19 protein-coding genes and 1 pseudogene are annotated in these 17,908 nt (G+C 71.7%); 5 read left to right on the forward strand and 15 right to left on the reverse strand.

Features of this window, described 5'->3' with window-relative positions; all coding sequences use genetic code 11:
* The first annotated feature begins 133 nt into the window (after positions 1 to 133).
* Positions 134 to 1,555, forward strand: coding sequence for a lipase maturation factor family protein (locus tag ABZ078_RS25880; protein WP_356578898.1), 1,422 nt, complete (start codon positions 134 to 136; stop codon positions 1,553 to 1,555).
* Here the strand turns inward: ABZ078_RS25880 and ABZ078_RS25885 are convergent.
* Genes ABZ078_RS25885 through ABZ078_RS25920 form a run of 8 tightly spaced genes read right to left on the reverse strand, consistent with a single transcriptional unit; the run spans position 1,543 to position 9,401 of the window.
* Positions 1,543 to 2,376: an amidohydrolase family protein gene (locus tag ABZ078_RS25885; protein WP_356578899.1), complete on the reverse strand. Its 834-nt coding sequence runs from the start codon at positions 2,374 to 2,376 to the stop codon at positions 1,543 to 1,545. The two genes, ABZ078_RS25880 and ABZ078_RS25885, sit on opposite strands and share 13 nt — an antisense overlap.
* The gene (locus tag ABZ078_RS25890; RefSeq protein WP_356578901.1) at positions 2,373 to 2,687 is read right to left on the reverse strand and encodes an L-rhamnose mutarotase; all 315 of its coding nucleotides are present in this window, start codon (positions 2,685 to 2,687) and stop codon (positions 2,373 to 2,375) included. The genes ABZ078_RS25885 and ABZ078_RS25890 overlap by 4 nt, the downstream gene beginning before the upstream one ends.
* Complete coding sequence (locus ABZ078_RS25895) at positions 2,687 to 3,670, reverse strand: aldo/keto reductase (RefSeq protein WP_356578903.1); 984 nt, start codon at positions 3,668 to 3,670, stop codon at positions 2,687 to 2,689. Before ABZ078_RS25895 ends, ABZ078_RS25890 begins: the two co-directional genes overlap by 1 nt.
* On the reverse strand, positions 3,667 to 4,422 hold the full coding sequence (locus ABZ078_RS25900) for an SDR family oxidoreductase (RefSeq protein ID WP_356578905.1): 756 nt from the start codon (positions 4,420 to 4,422) through the stop codon (positions 3,667 to 3,669). Before ABZ078_RS25900 ends, ABZ078_RS25895 begins: the two co-directional genes overlap by 4 nt.
* Positions 4,419 to 5,771: an L-fuconate dehydratase gene (locus ABZ078_RS25905; RefSeq protein ID WP_356578907.1), complete on the reverse strand. Its 1,353-nt coding sequence runs from the start codon at positions 5,769 to 5,771 to the stop codon at positions 4,419 to 4,421. The genes ABZ078_RS25900 and ABZ078_RS25905 overlap by 4 nt, the downstream gene beginning before the upstream one ends.
* Before the next feature lie 45 nt (positions 5,772 to 5,816).
* On the reverse strand, positions 5,817 to 6,842 hold the full coding sequence (locus ABZ078_RS25910) for an ABC transporter permease (RefSeq protein WP_356578909.1): 1,026 nt from the start codon (positions 6,840 to 6,842) through the stop codon (positions 5,817 to 5,819).
* Positions 6,835 to 8,334 (reverse strand): sugar ABC transporter ATP-binding protein, encoded by a 1,500-nt coding sequence (locus ABZ078_RS25915; protein WP_356578911.1) that lies wholly within the window; start codon positions 8,332 to 8,334, stop codon positions 6,835 to 6,837. Before ABZ078_RS25915 ends, ABZ078_RS25910 begins: the two co-directional genes overlap by 8 nt.
* The gene (locus ABZ078_RS25920) at positions 8,331 to 9,401 is read right to left on the reverse strand and encodes a sugar ABC transporter substrate-binding protein (protein WP_356578913.1); all 1,071 of its coding nucleotides are present in this window, start codon (positions 9,399 to 9,401) and stop codon (positions 8,331 to 8,333) included. The genes ABZ078_RS25915 and ABZ078_RS25920 overlap by 4 nt, the downstream gene beginning before the upstream one ends.
* A 195-nt stretch (positions 9,402 to 9,596) precedes the next feature.
* On the opposite strand from ABZ078_RS25920, the gene ABZ078_RS25925 reads away from it, so the two are divergent.
* On the forward strand, positions 9,597 to 10,301 hold the full coding sequence (locus tag ABZ078_RS25925) for an FCD domain-containing protein (RefSeq protein WP_356578914.1): 705 nt from the start codon (positions 9,597 to 9,599) through the stop codon (positions 10,299 to 10,301).
* 39 nt (positions 10,302 to 10,340) lie between these two features.
* Here the strand turns inward: ABZ078_RS25925 and ABZ078_RS25930 are convergent, their stop codons facing one another.
* From ABZ078_RS25930 to ABZ078_RS25940, 3 genes and pseudogenes are all read right to left on the reverse strand, one after another.
* Positions 10,341 to 11,156, reverse strand: a complete 816-nt coding sequence (locus tag ABZ078_RS25930; protein WP_356578916.1) for an N-acetylmuramoyl-L-alanine amidase — start codon at positions 11,154 to 11,156, stop codon at positions 10,341 to 10,343.
* Positions 11,157 to 11,262: 106 nt separating this feature from the next.
* Positions 11,263 to 11,481 (reverse strand): annotated as a pseudogene (locus ABZ078_RS25935) (glycosyl hydrolase-related protein); the annotation flags it as partial.
* A 49-nt stretch (positions 11,482 to 11,530) separates the two neighbouring features.
* A complete protein-coding gene (locus ABZ078_RS25940; RefSeq protein ID WP_356578918.1) occupies positions 11,531 to 12,229 on the reverse strand; it encodes a helix-turn-helix domain-containing protein in 699 nt (232 codons plus the stop codon).
* A gap of 62 nt (positions 12,230 to 12,291) precedes the next feature.
* Between ABZ078_RS25940 and ABZ078_RS25945 the strand changes: the two genes are divergently transcribed.
* Both ABZ078_RS25945 and ABZ078_RS25950 read left to right on the forward strand, forming a co-directional pair.
* Entirely contained in the window at positions 12,292 to 12,732 is a 441-nt protein-coding gene (locus tag ABZ078_RS25945) for a hypothetical protein (RefSeq protein ID WP_356578920.1), read from the forward strand.
* A 156-nt stretch (positions 12,733 to 12,888) separates the two neighbouring features.
* Entirely contained in the window at positions 12,889 to 14,247 is a 1,359-nt protein-coding gene (locus tag ABZ078_RS25950; protein WP_356578922.1) for an amidase family protein, read from the forward strand.
* An 81-nt stretch (positions 14,248 to 14,328) separates the two neighbouring features.
* Here ABZ078_RS25950 and ABZ078_RS25955 read toward each other — a convergent pair whose 3' ends face one another.
* The 4 genes from ABZ078_RS25955 to ABZ078_RS25970 form a co-directional block, all read right to left on the reverse strand.
* Positions 14,329 to 15,549 (reverse strand): GDSL-type esterase/lipase family protein, encoded by a 1,221-nt coding sequence (locus tag ABZ078_RS25955; RefSeq protein WP_356578924.1) that lies wholly within the window; start codon positions 15,547 to 15,549, stop codon positions 14,329 to 14,331.
* 31 nt (positions 15,550 to 15,580) lie between these two features.
* Positions 15,581 to 16,159, reverse strand: a complete 579-nt coding sequence (locus tag ABZ078_RS25960; protein WP_356578926.1) for a TetR/AcrR family transcriptional regulator — start codon at positions 16,157 to 16,159, stop codon at positions 15,581 to 15,583.
* Between the two features lie 104 nt (positions 16,160 to 16,263).
* On the reverse strand, positions 16,264 to 16,746 hold the full coding sequence (locus ABZ078_RS25965; RefSeq protein WP_356578928.1) for a GNAT family N-acetyltransferase: 483 nt from the start codon (positions 16,744 to 16,746) through the stop codon (positions 16,264 to 16,266).
* A gap of 53 nt (positions 16,747 to 16,799) precedes the next feature.
* The gene (locus tag ABZ078_RS25970; RefSeq protein ID WP_107086874.1) at positions 16,800 to 16,973 is read right to left on the reverse strand and encodes a hypothetical protein; all 174 of its coding nucleotides are present in this window, start codon (positions 16,971 to 16,973) and stop codon (positions 16,800 to 16,802) included.
* A gap of 471 nt (positions 16,974 to 17,444) precedes the next feature.
* Here ABZ078_RS25970 and ABZ078_RS25975 point away from each other — a divergent pair, with 471 nt between their 5' ends.
* Positions 17,445 to 17,894: a hypothetical protein gene (locus ABZ078_RS25975; RefSeq protein WP_356578931.1), complete on the forward strand. Its 450-nt coding sequence runs from the start codon at positions 17,445 to 17,447 to the stop codon at positions 17,892 to 17,894.
* Positions 17,895 to 17,908: the final 14 nt, after the last annotated feature.

Raw genomic sequence — 17,908 nt, forward strand, 5'->3', positions numbered from 1 at the left:
GTCCTCCCGACGGTTTCCGGGCAGTTCGCGACCATTGTCTGTTTCACTCACTCGGGTTACGCAAGCGGAGAGGTGATATACGGAGAGTCACACGCGTCTCCGGCGCGACAATGGACACGAGGAGCACACGGCCGTGGAGTGGTTCATCGCGCCCGACTACTGGACGAGTCGGCTGGTCTTCCAGCGGGCTCTGGCCGGTGTGTATCTCGTGGCGTTCCTGGCGGCGGCCCTCCAGTTCCGGGCGCTGATCGGCGAGCGCGGCATGCTGCCCGTGCCGCGTTTCGTCGAACGGGTGCCCTTCAGGGCCGCGCCGAGCCTGTTCCAGCTCCGCTACTCGGACCGGCTTTTCGCCGTCTGCGCCTGGGCGGGCTGCGCCGTGTCGGCGGCGCTGCTGGCGGGGCTGGACTCCCTGGTGCCGCTGTGGGGGGCCATGCTGCTGTGGCTGATCCCCTGGGCGCTGTATCTGTCGATCGTCAATGTCGGCCAGACCTGGTACGCGTTCGGCTGGGAGTCCCTGCTGCTGGAGGTCGGCTTCCTCGCCGTCTTCCTCGGCAACGACGAGGTGGCGCCGCCGATCGTGGTGCTGTTCCTGCTGCGCTGGATCCTGTTCCGGGTGGAGTTCGGCGCGGGCCTGATCAAGATGCGCGGCGACGCCTGCTGGCGCAAGCTCACCTGCCTGGACCACCACCACGAGACCCAGCCGATGCCGGGGCCGCTGAGCTGGTTCTTCCACCATCTGCCGAAGCCGCTGCACCGGGTCGAGGTGGCCGCGAACCACGTCACGCAACTCGTCGTGCCGTTTGTGCTGTTCACCCCGCAGCCGATCGCGACGGCCGCCGCCGCCCTGATGATCGTGACCCAGCTGTGGCTGGTCCTGTCGGGCAACTTCTCCTGGCTCAACTGGATCACCATCGTGCTGGCCCTGTCGGCAGTGGAGTTCCCGAGCGATCCGCCGGCCGTGCCGGAGGCGCCGTTGTGGTACGAGGTCGTGGTCCTGGCGGTCGCCGCGCTGCTGTTGTTCCTCAGCTACCGCCCGGTCGCCAACATGATCTCCCGCCGCCAGGTCATGAACCGCTCCTTCGACCCGCTCCATCTGGTCAACACCTACGGCGCGTTCGGCAGCGTGAGCAGGATCCGGTACGAGGTGGTGATCGAGGGCACCGCCGACGACGTGCCGCGGGAGGACTCGGAGTGGCGGGAGTACGAGTTCAAGGGCAAGCCCGGCGATCCCCGGCGCTGGCCGCGGCAGTTCGCGCCGTACCACCTCCGGCTGGACTGGCTGATGTGGTTCGCCGCGCTGTCGCCCGCGTACGCCGGGTCGTGGTTCGGCGCCCTGGTGGAACGGCTCCTGGAGAACGACCGCGACACGCTGAAGCTGCTGCGCCGCTCGCCGTTCCCCGCGGACGCGCCGCCGCGTCACATCCGCGCCCGCCTGTTCCGTTACCGGTACACGACCTGGCCCGAGCTGCGGGAGACGGGCGCGTGCTGGGAGCGGACGTATGTGCGGGAGTATCTGCCGCCCACCCGGCTGGCGGGGGTGGCTCAGAGGTCGTAGACGCGGGTGGCGGTGGTTTCGAAGATCCGCGTGCGATCGTCCGGGTCGGTCAGCTCCCGTGCCGCGGCGAGCACGTGCCCGTACGACGCGGCCAGCGTGCACACCGGCCAGTCCGAGCCGAACATCAGCCGGTCCGGGCCGAAGGCGTCCAGGACCACGTCGGCGTACGGACGCAGGTCGTCGACCGTCCAGGAGGCGAGGTCGGCCTCGGTGACCATGCCGGAGACCTTGCAGACGGTGTTGGGAAGTGCGGCCAGGGAGCGCACGGACGTCTCCCAGGGTTCTCGCTCCCCGGAGGCGATGGGGGGCTTGCCCAGGTGGTCCAGGACGAAGGTGAGGCCGGGGTGGTCCGCGGCGGCCTTGACGCAGGCCGGCAACTGGTGCGGCAGCACGACCAGGTCGTAGACCAGCCCGGCGTCGGCCACGGCGGCCAGTCCGCGCCGTACGTCCGCACGCAGCAGCCACTCCGGGTCGGGCTCGCCCTGGACCTGGTGGCGGATGCCCTTGAGGTACCGCCCGCCGGGAAGCTCCCGCAGCCGGGCCAGTTCCTCGGCGACGTCGGGGCGGGTGAGGTCGGTCCAGCCGACGACGCCCGCGATCAGCTCGTGCTCGGCGGCGAGGGCCAGGAACTCGGGGGTCTCCTCCGGCACGGTGACGGTCTGGACGAGGACCGTACGGCCGATTCCGGCGGCCCGAGCCTCGAAGGCGAGGTCGGCCACGGTGAAGTTCCGTCGCAGCGGCTGGAGTTCGGGCCCGCTGATCCAGTCCTGGTCCCGGACCGACAGGTCCCAGACGTGGTGGTGGGCGTCCACGATCGTCACGGCAGCTCCCACACGACGGGCAGGCCGGCCTCCGCGCCCGCGCCGGAGTAGTCGTGCACCACGTCCAGCAGTTCGGCCATGCGGGCCTGCCAGGCCACGTTGACCGGCAGTTTCTCCAGCTCGGCGAGGAGACGGCCGTAGTCCTCGCACTCCAGGACGTGGAAGAGGTCGGTGCCGCTGCGCCAGATGGTCCAGGAGGAGGCGCCGGCGGCCCGGATGGCGTCCGTGAGTTCTCTCGGGACTTCGCGGTGGGCGGCCTCGTACTCGGCGACGCGGTCCGCGCGGACCTTGGTGTGCAGGGCGACTCTCATCACTGCTCCTCGGCGGGGACGGGGGCGTCCGGCGGCAGGAGGCCGGTGTCGCGCAGCTCCTGCCAGAGGGCGGCGGGCACAGGCGCCGCGAACTGGTGGGCGCCGTCGACCACTTCGTGTGCCGAGCGGGCGCCGACGAGGACGCTCGCGACCGCCGGGTGGGCGGCGCAGAAGGCGAGGGCCGCGGCGCGCAGGGTGACGCCGTGGCGGTCGGCGACGGACTTCAGGCGCAGGGCGCGGTGCAGCGACTCGGGTGACGCGGTGGCGTAGTTGTACGTCGCGCCCGGCTTCGGATCCGCCAGGAGCCCGGAGTTGAAGGCGCCGCCGATCACGACCGACGTACCGCGTGCCTGGGCGGCGGGCAGCAGTTCGGTCAGGGCCCGCTGGTCGAGCAGCGTGTAGCGGCCGGCGCACAGCACCACGTCGACGTCGGTGTCGTGGACGAAGCGGGTGAGCATCTCCGCCTGGTTCATGCCGGCGCCGATCGCGCCGACGACGCCCTCCGAGCGGAGCTTCTCCAGCGCCGGGTAGCCCTCGCGGAAGGCCCACTCGGCGTGGTCGTCGGGGTCGTGGAGGTAGACGACGTCGACGCGGTCGAGGCCGAGCCGTTCGAGGCTCGACTCCAGGGTGCGCCGCACGCCGTCCTCGCTGAAGTCCCAGACGCGGCGGTGCGTGGCGGGCACGGCGAAGCCGTTCGCGAGGTCGTCGCCGCCCTCGTCCGAGGGTTCCAGGCGGCGGCCCACCTTCGTCGAGACGGCGTACCGGTCGCGGGGGCGTTCGCGCAGGGCCGCGCCCAGGCGACGTTCCGACAGGCCGAGGCCGTAGTGCGGTGCCGTGTCGAAGTAGCGGATGCCCCGCTGCCAGGCGGCGTGCACCGCCTCGTACGCCTGCTCCTCGCCGACCTCGGTGTAGAGGTTGCCGATGCCGGCGGCGCCGAAGGACAGGGCGCTGACCTCGACGCCGCTGCCGCCGAGCCGCCTCACCGGCTCACCGGCCGCAGGCGCAGGCCCTGCATGCCGCCGTCGACGGCGAGGGCGGTGCCGGTGGTGGCGCCGGAGAGCGGGCTCGCCAGGTAGGCGATGGCGCCCGCGACCTCGGCGGCCGAGACGAGCCGTCCGGTGGGCTGGCGGGCTTCCAGTGCGGCCCGTTCGGCGGCCGGGTCGTCGGCGGCGTCGAGCAGGCGGCCGACCCAGGGGGTGTCGGCCGTGCCGGGGTTGACGCAGTTGACGCGGATGCCCTCGCGGACGTGGTCGGCGGCCATGGCGAGGGTGAGGGAGTACACGGCACCCTTGGTCGCGCTGTACAGCGCCCGCTGCGGAAGTCCGGCCGTGGCCGCGATGGAGCAGGTGTTCACGATCGCCGCGTGCGACGACCGGCGCAGGTGCGGCAGGGCCGCCCGGGCGACCCGCACCATGCCGACGACGTTGACGTCCATGACCCGCTGCCATTCGGCGTCGTCGTTGTCCTCGACGGTGCCCTGGGCGCCGATGCCGGCGTTGTTGACGAGCACGTCCAGTCCGCCGAGGCGCTCCACGGCGGCGGACACGGCCCAGCGCACGGAGGTGTCGTCGGTCACGTCGGCGCGGTAGGCGAGCAGTGGCTTCTCCACCGACGACGGGTCGAGGTCGAGTACGGCGACCTGGGCACCGCGCGAGGCGAGGAGTTCGGCGGTGGCCCGGCCGATGCCGGAGGCGCCTCCCGTCACCAGCGCCTTGAGACCCTCGAAGTCGCTCATGCCGTGTGCCCCTTCTGCTGCGTCTGGAGGTCGGCGGCCCAGAAGGCGCCGTCCGGGAACGTGTACCGCGCGATCGACTCGGGCCGCATGGCGGCCGAGAACCCCGGCGCGGTGGGTGCCGTGTAGTGACCCTCCCTGATCACCACCGGGTCGAGGAAGTGGTCGTGCAGATGGTCGACGTACTCGATGACGCGGTCCTCGGTGGTCCCGGTGACCGCCACGTAGTCGTACATCGACAGGTGCTGGACGAGTTCGCACAGGCCGACGCCGCCCGCGTGCGGGCACACCGGCACGCCGAACTTGGCGGCGAGCAGCAGGACGGCGAGGTTCTCGTTGACGCCGCCGACGCGGGCGGCGTCGATCTGGACGACGTCGACGGCGCCGGCCTGGAGGAGCTGCTTGAAGACGACCCGGTTCTGCACGTGCTCGCCGGTGGCCACCTTCACCGGGGCGACGGCCTCGCGGATCGCCGCGTGGCCGAGGACGTCGTCGGGGCTGGTGGGCTCCTCGATCCAGTAGGGGTCGAACTCGGCGAGCGCCTTGGTCCAGCGGATCGCCTCGGCCACGTCCCAGCGCTGGTTGGCGTCGATGGCCATGCGGATGTCCGGCCCGACGACCGAACGGGCGACACGGCAGCGCCGTACGTCGTCCTCCAGGTCGGCGCCCACTTTCAGCTTGATCTGCCGGAAGCCGTCGGCGACGGCCTCCGCGGCGAGCCGGGTGAGCTTGGCGTCGTCGTAGCCGAGCCAGCCCGCGGAGGTGGTGTAGGCGGGGTACCCGCGCTCCAGCAGCCGGGCCGCGCGCTCCTCCCGTCCCTCCCGGCCCCGGCGCAGGAGGTGCAGCGCCTCCTCGGGGGTGAGGGCGTCGCCGATGTACCGGAAGTCGATCTGGCGGACGATCCACTCCGGGTCGGCGTCGGCGAGGAGCCGCCACAGCGGCTTGGCGGCACGCTTGGCGGCGAGGTCCCACACGGCGTTCATGACCGCGCCGATCGCCATGTGCATCACGCCCTTCTCGGGGCCGAGCCAGCGCAGTTGGCTGTCGCCGATCAGGTCGCGGTTGAGGGTCCCCGGGTCGGCGCACAGCTCGTCGACGGACCGGCCGACGACATGGCCGCGCAGTGCCTCGATCGCGGCGACCTGCACCTCGTTGCCCCGCCCGATGGTGAAGGTGAAGCCGTGCCCCTCGTGCCCGTCGGCCGCGTCGGTGCGCAGGACGACGTACGCCGCCGAGTAGTCGGGGTCCGGGTTCATCGCGTCGGAGCCGTCGAGCTCGCGCGAGGTGGGGAAGCGGATGTCGTAGGTGTCGACCGCGGTGACGCGGGCGGGGGTGCCGGGGGTCGGGGACACAGAGGGCCTTTCGGTCGGTGACGTCGATGACGGGGGCCGGCGGGGTCAGTCCTGGGCCCGGCCCGTCGTCACGCGGGCGATCATGAGGGCGACCAGGATGATTCCGCCGTAGATGGCCTGGATCCAGAAGGACGGGACCTGGGCGAGGGTGAGCAGGTTCTGGACGACGCCGAGGAGGAGCACGCCGGTCAGGGCGCCGAACATGGTGCCTTTGCCGCCGTCCAGGCTGATGCCGCCGATCACCGCGGCCGCGAACACGGTGAAGATCATGTTGTTGCCCTGGTTGGCGCTGATCGCCCCGACGTAGCCGGTCTGGATGATCCCGCCGACCGCCGCGAGCGCGCCCGCCACGACGAACACGCCGAGCATCACGCGCTCGACCCGGATGCCGGCCGCGCGGGCGGCGTCCGCGTTGCCGCCGATGGCGTACAGCGCGCGCCCGATGCGGTGGTACCTGAGCACGAACCCGGCGATCGCGAAGGCCGCCGCCGCGAGCCACACCGACATGGGGATGGTCAGGAAGGTGGTCGTGGCGAGGGAGTAGAAGCTGTCAGGCATCCCGAACAGCGTCTTGCCCTTGGTGGCGCCGACCAGCAGTCCGCGCAGGACGATCAGCATCGCGAGCGTCACGATGAACGCGTTGAGCTTGAACTTCACGACCAGGATGCCGTTGAAGGCTCCGACGGCGGCGCCGACCACGAGGACCGCCGACAGCGCGAGTGCGGCCGGGAGTTCGGTGCCCCAGCCGGAGCTCGCGACAGGCAGGACGAGGAGCGCTCCGACGGCCGGCGCGATGCCGACGACCGATTCGAGGGACAGGTCGAACTTGCCGGTGATGAGGACGAGCGACTCGGCCAGCACGACCATCGCGAGGGCGGCGGAGGCGCCGAGGATGGAGATCAGGTTGCGCTCGGTGAGGAACGAGTCGTTGACCACGGCGCCGAGCACCATGAGGACCAGCAACGCCGGCACGAGGGCGAGTTCGCGGGCGCGGCGGAGCAGGACCGTCCTGGCCGCGCGCGGATCGGGGACCTTGACGGGCGTAGCCGGTGGGGCCTTGGTGTCAGCCATGGTCCACTCCTTCGATGGAGGCGATCAGCTCGTGGTCGCGCCAGCCCGCCGGGTGCTCGGCGACGACACGGCCGTGGAACAGGACGAGGACGCGGTCGCAGCGGCGCAGGTCGTCGAGTTCGTCGGAGACGACGAGCACGGCGATGCCGTCCTCGCGGGCGCTGTCCACGCGGGCCAGCAGGGACTCCTTGGACTTCACGTCGACGCCCGCGGTGGGGTTGATCAGCACGAGCAGGCGGGGGTCGGAGGCGAGGGCCCGGGCCATGACGACTTTCTGCGCGTTGCCGCCGGACAGGTCGGAGACGGGCTGGTCGGGGCCCTCGGTGTGGATGTCGAGGCGTTCGATGAGGGCGGTGGCGAAGCCGCGCCTGCGTTCGGTGCCGACGAACCCGAAGCGGCCGAGCCGGTCGAGGACGCTCATGGTGGCGTTGTCACCGATGGTCATGCCGGCGACCAGGCCCTGGTCGTGCCGGTCGCGTGGCACACAGGCGACGCCCGCGTCGAGCGCCGCACGCACATCGCCGAACGGCAGCCGCTCGCCGGCCAGGTGCGCGGTCCCGCTCGTCGGGGTGTACAGCCCCGCGAAGGACTCGGCCAGCTCCACCTTGCCGCTGCCGCTGATCCCGGCGAGCCCGACGACCTCGCCGCGGCGGACGCTGAGGTCGATGTCCTCGTACGACGGTGAGGTGAGCCCGCGGGTTTCGAGGAGGACGGGGGCGTCGTGGTCGACGTCCCCGGGGTCCACGGCCTGTTCGGCGATGACCTCGATGGACTCCCCCGCCATGGCCTCCACCAGGGCCCGGCGCGGGAGTTCGGCGACCGGGGCCGTGGTGATCCAGCGGGCGTCGCGCAGGACCGTGACGGTCTGGCAGACCTCGTAGACCTCCTGGAGGTGGTGCGAGATGAACAGGAAGGTCACGCCGGAGTCCTGCAGTGCCCGCATGCGCGTGAACAGCCGCTCGATCTCGCGGTTGTCGAGCTGGGCGGTGGGCTCGTCGAGGATGATGAAGCGGGCGCCGAAGCTCAACGCGCGGGCGATCTCCACCATGTGACGGTCCTCGACCTTGAGGTCGGCGGTGCGGGCCTCGGGGTCGACGTGCACGTCCCAGGTGGCGAGGAGTGCGGCGGCCTCGGTCCGTAGCCTGCGCCAGCTGATGAAGCCGCGCCGGAGAGGCTGCCGGTTGATGAAGAGGTTCTCGGCGACCGTCAGCTCGGGGACGACCGTGGGCTTCTGGTAGACGCAGGCGACTCTGCGGCGCCAGGCGTCACGGTCGGCGAGCGGGGGCGCGGGTTCGCCGTCGAAGCGGACCTCGCCCTCGTCGGCGGCCTGGAGTCCGGTGAGGATGTTGACCAGGGTCGACTTGCCGGCGCCGTTGCGGCCGACGAGGGCGTGGGACTCGCCGGGCAGGACGGTGAGCCGGCCGTCGGCGAGGGCGGTGGTGGGGCCGTAGCGCTTGACGATGTCCCGCGCCTGAACGAGTGGCGTCGTCATGTGACCGTGTTGCCCCAGAGCTCGGGGTCGTCGACGTTGTCCTTGGTGACCAAGGGCGCGGGCAGCTGGTCCTCGAGGATGCCGCTGGGCAGCTTGACGATGGTCGAGCCGTGGTCGGTGGGGCCGGGCTGGAAGGTCTTCCCCTCCATCGCGGCCTTGATGTAGTACATGCCGTACTTGGCGTACAGGTCGGCGGGCTGGGAGACGGTCGCGTCGATCTCGCCCTTGCGGATGGCGTCGTACTCCTGCGGGATGCCGTCGTTGGAGACGATGGTGATGTGCCCCGGCTGCCCGGCCTTCTTCAGCATCCCCTTGGACTTCAGGGTCTGGAGGGTCGGTGCGAGGTAGACGCCGCCCGCCTGCAGGTAGATGCCCTCGATGTCCGGGTTGGCGTTCAGGAGGGTGTCCAGCTTGGAGGCCGCGGTGTCGGACTCCCACTTGGCCGGTATCTCCAGGACCTTCAGCTTGGGGAAGTTCTTCTTCACGCAGGTGCGGAACGCCTCGGAGCGGTCGCGGCCGTTGACGGAGGCGAGGTCGCCCATGATCTGCACGACCTTGCCGCTGGTGACGTGCTTGCCGAGGTAGTCGCAGGCCTTCTCGCCGTACGCCACGTTGTTGGCGCGCACCACCATCGCGACCTTGCCCTTGTCCGGGGCCACGTCGACCGCGACGACCGGGACGCCCTTGCGTTCGGCCTGGTCCAGGCCGGCCTCGATGGCGGCGCTGTCCAGCGGGGCGACGACCAGCCCTCGTACGCCCTGGTTGAGCTGGTTGTTGATGTCGGTGATCTGCTGGGAGGGGTCGCTGTTGGAGTTGACCGTCTTGAGGGCGTCGACGCCTTCGGACTCGGCCATCTTCGGCACGTAGTCGTTGTACGACTGCCAGAACGGCGAGGTCAGCAGGGGCAGGATCACCCCGACCTCGCCGCTGCCGCCGCCTTCCGCGCTCGCGGCGCCGGTGTCCTTGGTGCTGCCGCACGCGGCGAGCGCGAGCGAGGCGCCGGCGACCGCGGCCGCCGCCCTGACCATCCGTGACCTGTTCTGCTTCCGCGCTGTCGTGCCGGGCATCTGGCGGCTCCTCATCGAGCGTGTTCGAGCACCTGGTTCGAGCAGATGTCCGCATATTTATCAGACCACTTCGCCGGTACAACACCCTCCGCAGGCAGATTCTCGCCGTTTCCAGCCATAGTGGTCCGACCAACCTGGTGATTACACTGCCGCTCACCAGGCGCCCCCGAGGTGCCTCGCGACGGGAGGAACGGCGTGGAAGCCGAGACAGCCCCACAGAAGGGCACCGCGCCGCAGCGCGCCATCGAGGCGGTCAAGGCGATGATCGCCGAGGGGCGGCTGGAGCCGGGCCAGCGGCTGCCGACCGAGCGCGATCTGGCGGCCCGACTCGGCATCTCCCGCAGCTCGATGCGCGAGGCGATCCGCGCACTGACGGTGCTCGGGGTGCTGGAGGCCCGGCACGGTTCGGGCATCTATGTCACCCAGCTCGAAGCCGGCGACCTGCTGGAGACGTTCGGCGTCGTGGCCGATCTGTCCAGGGGACCGCGGCTGGTGGAGCTGCTGGAGGTGCGCCGCGTCCTGGAGTCCACGGCGACGGCCCTGGCGGCGGCGCGCATCACGCCGGACCGACTGGCGGAGGTGGAGAAGCATCTCGCGGCGATGAACGCCACCGACGACCCGGAGGAGATCCTCGCCCACGACCTGGCCTTCCACCGCGAGATCGCGGCCGCCGCCGGCAACGAGACGATGGCCGCGATCCTGGAGGGCCTGTCCTCCCGCACGTTCCGCGCCCGCGTCTGGCGCGGCTACCAGGAGGAGGACGCCTTCGCCCGCACCCGCCGCGAACACGCCGCGATCCACCGCGCCCTGGTCGCCCGCGATCCGGACGCGGCCCGCGCCGCGGCGGCCGCGCACGTGGGCGAGGTGGAGGAGTGGCTGCGGGCGCAGCTGGGCGGCTGACCCTCCCCTCCAAGCCGCAGCCGGGTCCGGGTCCGGGTCCTACGGTCGTACGTCGAAGCCGTGGCGTTCGCCGAGCCGGTCCAGCGACGCCTGACCGGGGATGCCGTTGGCGTCCGCGCCGGTGAAGCCGCACCGGTGCTGCCAGGCGGAGTACGCCTTGACGGTCGCCCCGCCGAAGTGGCCGTCCGCGTACCCGGCGTCCAGGAGGCCCTCCGCGACGAGCGCCTTCTCCACGGTCCGCACGCCCGCGTACGACACCGGTGTGCCCGCCTTGTCCGGGTCGTTCAGGGCCGCGGCGATCACCTTGGACAGGTCGACCACCGGCCGCGGGCCCGGCACGGTCGGCGGACCACCCGGACGCGGGGCTCCCTTCCGCACCCATGCGTACAGGTGCGTTCCGGGGCACTTCGTGGCGAAGCCGTCCCTGTGTCCTTTGATCTCCTTGCCGGCGCCGTGGCGGCGCAGCAACTCGATGCCGTCGCGGATCGCGCCCAGCATCGCGTCCGTCGGCTCGGTGAGCCCCTCGGAGCCGACCAGGCCGCAGATCGCGTAGTGGGCGCGGTTGAGCTCCTGGTTGCCGTTCGCCCCGGTGCGCCTGTCGAGGCCGCGTCCCTCCAGGAGATGACCGTGCGGGCAGGCCCCGTAGTTGTAGGCGATGTCGGAGTAGTTCTCCTTCTCGTCGGCCAGGTGGTCCTTGCGGATCGCCTTCCACTGGGCGACGCACAGGCCGTGGTCGTCGAGGAGTTTCACGCTGACCGGCGCGCCCGCGTAGTGGACCTTCACACCCTTGGCCGAGGTCTGTGTGGGTGCGGCGGATGCGGGCCAGCCGAGCTGCGCGCGCGTGACGAGCTTCAAGAGTGCCTCCGAGGCGCGAATGGGACGCCAACCACCTTGAGTGTGACGGCAGTTGGTGCCCCGTTCCACGACGACGCGCCGCCGCCGTAACCCGTCCGTGCGACGAGGCCCGTCGCAGCCACGGCGTCACCCGTTCGAAAGGCCGCGGCCGCAGGGCGACGCGACGCCCGTCGTGCGCCGGCGTCTCGGGCAGCGGGCGCTCCAGCAGGTCCGTCGCCGTGACGTCCGCGACCTCGAAGTCCGCCGTCAGCGTGGCCCGTGCCCGGCCGCCGTGCGCCTCGTGGAAGCGCACCACCACGTCCCCGCTGCCGTCGTCGGTCACCCGCCAGCGGCCCGCACCGCCTGAACAGCCGTGCCCGATCGCCGGGACGGACTCAGGAGGCCGGTTCCAGCACGACACAGCACCGGCCCGGCGCCGGCGCGAGGCGTGCCTCGAAGCAGGTGTCGCCCGAGGTGGTGAGCGCCCCGCGCAGCAGGTGCAGGTTCATCCCGCACACCGTCTCGGTGTGCTCCCGCGCCAGCGCGTGGAAGGGGCAGTTGCCGAGGACGACGGTGTCCCCTTCCCTGCGCGGCTCGAAGCCGTACCGCTCCAGCAGGTCCACGACACCGGCCGCCGATCGGCCGCCCAGCCACTCGCCGAGCCCGGCCGCCTTGCGGTGCAGCACCGTGCGGACCGGTTCCCCCGTGGCGTCGGACTCCTCCACCGCCTGGGCCAGCAGTCGCCCGGCCAGCTCGTAGCGCCGCTCGGGCAGGCTCACGCGGACCTCCCGGTCCGAGCGCCGGTACAGCTTGGCCGGCCGTCCGGCACCCGGTCCCGTTCGCCCGCTGCGCCGCTCGTAGACGACGTCCAGCAGGCCCTCGGCGGCCAGTCGGTCCAGATGGAACGCCGCCGTCTGCCGCGCCAGCCCCAGGGCCTGGGCGGCCTCGTCCCGGCCCACGGGGTCGGTACGGCGCGCCACGTGCTCGTACAGCCGGCGGCGCGTCGGTTCCTCCAGCGCCGCGAGGGCGGAGAGGTCGTCGCGGGGTGCGTCCTTCGCGTGGTCCACGCCCACCAGTGTAAAACCCACGCCCATTGACTATAGAGCCGCGATGGGCTTCTATCGACAACAGGAGTTGGTTATAGAAGGAGGGCATCATGTCGTCCCCATCCGCATCCGCATCCTCCGCCCCCGTCGCCCCACGGCGGGGCCTCACCTCCGACCCCGGCTACCAGGCGTTCTGGATCCTGCGCGTGGGGTTCACCGTCGCACCGGTGCTGTTCGGGCTGGACAAGTTCGCCAATCTGCTGGTCGACTGGCCGGGCTACCTCGCCCCGTGGATCGACGACATCGTCCCGGGCAGCGCGCAGGGCGCCATGTACGCCGTCGGCGTGATCGAGATCGTCGTCGGCCTGGTCGTCGCCGTGGCACCGCGCTTCGGGGGCTGGCTGGTGGCCGGCTGGCTCGCGGGGATCATCATCAACCTGCTGAGCATTCCCGACTACTACGACATCGCGCTGCGCGACTTCGGCCTGCTGCTCGGCGCGGTCGCCCTGGCACGACTGGCCGAGCGGTACCACCGCGCCGGGCCACGCTGACGCGAAGGTCCGCCGGCGGCAGGAGCCGGCTCGCGCCGATCGTCCCGGCGCGGGTCACCCCCGTCCGGCTGTTCGAGCCGAGCGTCCTCTCGACTCCGGGCCCGCCACCCGGCAGAGTGCTCCTACATACTCGCGAGTAAGCCCTGAGGAGCGCCCGTGACCAGCTGGGTCGGCCGGACCGCCGCCGAGATCGCCGCCGCCGTACGCGAGAAGCAGGCCACGCCCCGTGAGGTGGTGGCCGAGCACCTGACCCGCATCGAGCGCCTCGACGGCCGCGTCGGCGCGTTCCGCCTGGTCCGCGCCGAGGCGGCGCTCGCCGAGGCCGACGAGGTCGGCTCGCGCTCCGACCTTGCCGAACTGCCCCTGGCCGGCGTGCCGGTCGCGGTCAAGGACAATCTCGCGGTGCGCGGCGAGTCCAACCGCGTCGGCTCCGCGGCGACACCGGACGCCCCGGCCGACCACGACCACGTCACCGTGGCCCGGCTGCGGGCCGCCGGCGCGGTGGTCGTGGGACTGACCAACGTGCCGGAGCTGTGTGTCTTCGGCACCACGGAGGGCGTGCACGGCACCGCCCGCAACCCGTGGGACACCTCGCGCACGGCGGGCGGTTCGTCGGGCGGCAGCGCGGCGGCGGTCGCCGCGGGCATGGTGCCGATCGCCCTCGGCAACGACGGCATGGGCTCCCTGCGCATCCCGGCCGCCAACTGCGGCCTGGTCACCATCAAGCCCGGCACCGGCGTGGTCCCGGCCGGCGTCGGCGACGGCGACTGGTTCGGCATGTCGGAGAACGGCCCGCTGGCCACCACGGTCGAGGACGCCCGACTGATGCTGTCGGTCCTCGCCGACGCGGAGGTCGCACCGCCGGCCGCGTCCGGCACGTACCGGATCGCCGTGTCCCTGCGCAGCCCACTCGCCGGGGTCACCATCGGCAAGCCGTACGCGACCGCCGTACGCGAGGCCGCCGGGCTGCTCATCAAGGCCGGTCACCAGGTACGGCGTGCCGACCCGCCGTACCCGATGTCGCTGGGCGTCACCGCGCTGACCCACTGGACGGCGGGCACGGCCGTGGACGCGCGGGGCCTCGACCCCCGGCAGCTCGACCGCCGTACCCGGGTCCACGCCGCTGTCGGCAGGCGCTTCGTCTCCCGGGCGCGGGGCGGCGCGAGCCGGGAGGCCCTGCGCCGGCGTCTGGAGCCGTTCTTCGCCGAGCACGACGTACTGCTCACCCCGGCCCTCGCCCGCCGCTCGCCCAGGTCGGAGCCCTGGCACGAGCGGGGCTGGCTGCGCAACATCATGGCGAACACCGCCTACTCGCCGCTGACCCCGCCGTGGAACCTCACCGGCTGGCCCGCCATGTCGATCCCGTTCGGCACGCTCCCCTCCGGCGCTCCCTGCGCCGTCCAACTGGTGGGGCGCCCCGGCGCGGAGGCGGAGCTGCTGGGCCTGGCGGAGCAGATCGAGAGGCTGCGGCCGTGGCAGCGGACGGCGCCGCTGGAGCAGGCGCAGTCGTCGTAGTACTCGATCGCGCCGGGCGTGTAGTGCGCCGCTGTGACCGCGGCAGCCGGTCGTCGCGGTGTCGTGCGCTCACGTCCCCGATCATCTGCTCGGGGCACGCCGCGGTTCCGGCCGCGGCTCGCCCGGTGTGCCGGCGAACGGGCCGTCGGCGGCGAACGCCAGCCGGGCGAAGCGTTCGCCGATGCGGCGGTGGGTGTCGGCGTCCGGGTGGAGATCGTCGGGCAGGGGGAGTTCGGCGGCGTCGGCCTCGCCGTAGAGGTCGCGGCCGTCCAGGTGGTGCAGGTGCGGGTCGTCGGCCGCCCGCTGCCGCACGATCCGGGACAACTCGTCCCGGATGATCCTCAACGTCAGCTTCCCGCTCGCGCTCTCCGCCGGGTCGCCCATGGCCACGAACCGCAGCCGCCCCTCGCGCAGGCCGCTGAGGTCCGGAGCACACGGGCCGGGCGTGTCCTCGTGGATCGGGCACAAGATGGGCGACACGACCAGCAGCGGTGTCGTCGGGTGTCCTTCCCGGACGGTGTCGAGGAAGCCGTGGACCGCGGGACCGAAGGCGCGCACTCGCATCAGGTCCAGGTTGACCAGATTGATGCCGATCTTGACGCTGATGAGGTCGGCGGGGGTGTCGCGCAGGGCGCGCGCGGTGAACGGGTCGAGCAGGGCGCTCCCGGCCAGGCCCAGGTTGATCAGCTCCACGCCGCCGAGCGTGGCGGCGAGCGCGGGCCAGATGCCGGTGGGGCTCGCGGCGTCGGAGCCGTGGCTGATCGAACTGCCGTGGTGCAGCCACACCCGGCGGCCCGGATCCCGCGCGGGCTCGACGGGGGCGTCTGTGCGCAGCGCGATCAGTTCGGTGGTCTCGTTGTGCGGCAGCCAGATCTCGACATCCTTCTCCGCGTCGGGCAGCCCGGTGAAGCGGAGGGTGCCGGGCTTGCCGGGCCGGTGCTCGGCGGTGCCGGCGGCCATGTCGACGATCACCACATTGCCGTCGGTCACGCTGCCCTGCCCCACGAGACCGCCGTCGACGACCAGGTCGTACACGCCGTGCGGGCGGGGCGGAGCTCCTACATAGGTGCGCTTGGTGGGCAGCGTGTCCAGTTCGAGCGCGGTGGCCCGGGTACGGAAGGCCAGGCGTACGCCGGAGGGCTGTGACTCGGCCATGGCCAGCTGCTCGTCGGTGTTCTGGGCGCGTGCCCGGGCGGGCAGCCGGTGCGGCAGCAGGCCGTGTCCGGTGTGCTCGACGTCGAGGGCGCCGCGCAGCAGGCCGGCGGTGAGGGGCGTGCTGATCCAGTCGTACTCGGTGTCCATGTCCTCCGCGTCCTTGTCCTCGGCCTGGCGATCAAAGCGTGGGCCCGGTGGGCCAGTTGCTCAGCAGGGCATCGAGGGCGTCCAGGATCCGGGTCCAGGACTCCTCGGAGTCGGGGGCGCTGTGACTGAAGCCGCCGGCCGTCTCCAGGCTGGCGTAGCCGTGGAAGACGCTGCCCAGCAGCCGTACGGCGTGGGTCGCGTCCGGCTCCGTGAGGTCGTAGCCGCGCAGGATCGCGCGGGTCATCTGCGCGTGCCGGACGCCCGCACTGGCGGCCGCCGCCTCGGGGTCGAGTCGCATCCGGGCGGCGGCGGCACGGCCGGGATGCCGGCGGCCGTAGTCGCGGTAGACGTTCGCGAAGGCGACCAGGGCGTCCTTGCCGGCCCGCCCGGCCACGGCGTCGGCGGCCCGGTCGGCCAGTTCCTCCAGCGCGAACAGGGCGATCCGCGTCTTGAGGTCCTGGGAGTTCTTCACATGCGAGTACAGGCTCGCGACCTTGACGTCGAACCGCCGGGCGAGCTCCGACACGGTCACCCGCTCGAAGCCGACCTCGTCGGCCAGCTCGGCGCCCGCCCGGACCAGGCGCTTCGCGGTCAGCCCTACGCGTGCCACAGCCGTCCTCCCGCTCGTCCGCTCACCCGCTTGTTGCCATAAGCGAGTATGCATTTGCCTAAATCGTTTAGGCAAGCGCCTAACGTAGAAGGGATCAGCGGCGGCTAAAGCGCCTTGTACATGATGTGCAGACCCACCAGACCGTGCCTGGGATGGTCGTACGCGTCCGGGACCGTGCCGAGGATCGTGAAGCCGAGGGAGGTCCACAGGTTTACGGCCGGATTGGTCTCGACGACGGCGTTGAAGACCATGCCCCGGTAACCGTCGGCCTTGGCCTCGGCCAGGACGTGTGCGGCGAGGGCGCGGCCGATGCCGCGGCCGCCGTGGTCGGGGTCGACCATGAAGCCGGCGTTGGCGATTCGGGTGGCGGGGCCGCCGTAGTTGGGGGTGACATAGGCGGAGGCGACGACGAGTCCGGCGTCGTCCTCGACCACGTAGACGCGTTTGAGCGGGCTCATCCACAGCGCCCGGGCGGCGTCCTCGGAGGTGTCCGGGTCCCAGGTGTAGGTCTCGCCGGCGGCGACGATCCGGTGCCAGAAAGACCAAATCCGCGGCCAGTCACCGGCCGCGGCTTCTCTGATCAGCATGGGCGTGAGTCTCGCACGCCCATGCGACGGCGATCGCGAAGGGTTCTGCCCCGTCAGTCGACGCTGGGCAGGATGTGGGGCTCGGCGAGGTCATCCTCGTAGCCCGCCAGGCGGATGGGGGCGGACCTGGCCCACACATCGAGACTGCCGATCTCCTTGGACCGGCGACCCGCGCGCTCCGTGCGTTCCTTGGGGCGCTGCTCGCGATTCGTCTTCTCAGGTGTCACCGCGCACTCCTTATGTGTCGGATCACCCTCGGGGCGGGCCGGCCAGTCTGCGGTCCGGTACCTGACGCCCGCTCGGGTCTTACTCAAAGTCGGCTCGGACGCGGTGGCGCCGGTAACTGGTGTGAGAGCAGGCCGTTGTGCACCGGCTTGTCCCGGGACGGACCGTGGGTGTGGGTTGGGACCCTGTAGTGCTGTCCGTCCGCTACAGATTAACCAAATGAGCGGGTACCCGCTCGATGGGGCTGCAAACAAACGGTAACTATCCGAAATCAAGCGGTACTCCGGCACCCGCTATGCACTGTTTTATCCCGAAATACCCTGATACATAAGTCACTCGTACGGGTCAACATCATCGTTCCGGCCACCCGTGGATCGAGCGCGCCGCGCAGTTCAAGTCCCGTTGGCCGATTCGCAAGGCGACCATGGTCTGCTGGCGGGCGGCAACGGCCTGTCCGGCGGGAGGACTGACGCATGGAGCTGCGCAGTGTCGAGGAGCTGATGGATCTGCTGTACGCCTGCCGGGGCACCAGGTACCGCCCGGGCCCTGGCGGCACCCGAGTCGATCTGCACCAACACGCCCTGCGGACCGCCGCGCTGCTGCGCCGCGTCCGCCCCGCCGACAAGGAGCTCCAGGTCGCGGGGCTCGTTCATGCCATCGGCCCGCTGCTGCGCCCGGGCGACGCGACCCGCCACTGCGACTGCGCGGCGGACGCGGTGCGCCCTCTCCTCGGCGAGAGGGTCTCCCGCCTCGTGCGGGACCACTGCCGGGCCCCCGAGCCGGCCGACGACGACCTGCTGCGCCTGCGCCAGGCCGACGAGGAGGGCCTCGGCGCCGAGTTCGACGCCGGGGTGCTGGAGGACTGGCGCACGGTGCTGGAGCTGGTGGCGGCGCGGAACTCGCCGCTCGGGGCTGCCGACTGACGACCTGTCATGAG

Origin of the sequence: Streptomyces sp. NPDC006385 (assembly GCF_040612485.1) — a bacterium.
Taxonomy (GTDB): domain Bacteria; phylum Actinomycetota; class Actinomycetes; order Streptomycetales; family Streptomycetaceae; genus Streptomyces.

Coding starts and splice junctions, on each gene's coding strand:
- ABZ078_RS25890 (WP_356578901.1), bottom strand. CDS start 2,687: ATGAGAGTCGCCCTGCACACCAAGGTCCGCGCGGACCGCGTCGCCGAG.
- ABZ078_RS25900 (WP_356578905.1), bottom strand. CDS start 4,422: ATGAGCGACTTCGAGGGTCTCAAGGCGCTGGTGACGGGAGGCGCCTCC.
- ABZ078_RS25910 (WP_356578909.1), bottom strand. CDS start 6,842: ATGGCTGACACCAAGGCCCCACCGGCTACGCCCGTCAAGGTCCCCGAT.
- ABZ078_RS25915 (WP_356578911.1), bottom strand. CDS start 8,334: ATGACGACGCCACTCGTTCAGGCGCGGGACATCGTCAAGCGCTACGGC.
- ABZ078_RS25920 (WP_356578913.1), bottom strand. CDS start 9,401: ATGCCCGGCACGACAGCGCGGAAGCAGAACAGGTCACGGATGGTCAGG.
- ABZ078_RS25940 (WP_356578918.1), bottom strand. CDS start 12,229: ATGGGCGTGGGTTTTACACTGGTGGGCGTGGACCACGCGAAGGACGCA.
- ABZ078_RS25945 (WP_356578920.1), top strand. CDS start 12,292: ATGTCGTCCCCATCCGCATCCGCATCCTCCGCCCCCGTCGCCCCACGG.
- ABZ078_RS25955 (WP_356578924.1), bottom strand. CDS start 15,549: ATGGACACCGAGTACGACTGGATCAGCACGCCCCTCACCGCCGGCCTG.
- ABZ078_RS25965 (WP_356578928.1), bottom strand. CDS start 16,746: ATGCTGATCAGAGAAGCCGCGGCCGGTGACTGGCCGCGGATTTGGTCT.
- ABZ078_RS25975 (WP_356578931.1), top strand. CDS start 17,445: ATGGAGCTGCGCAGTGTCGAGGAGCTGATGGATCTGCTGTACGCCTGC.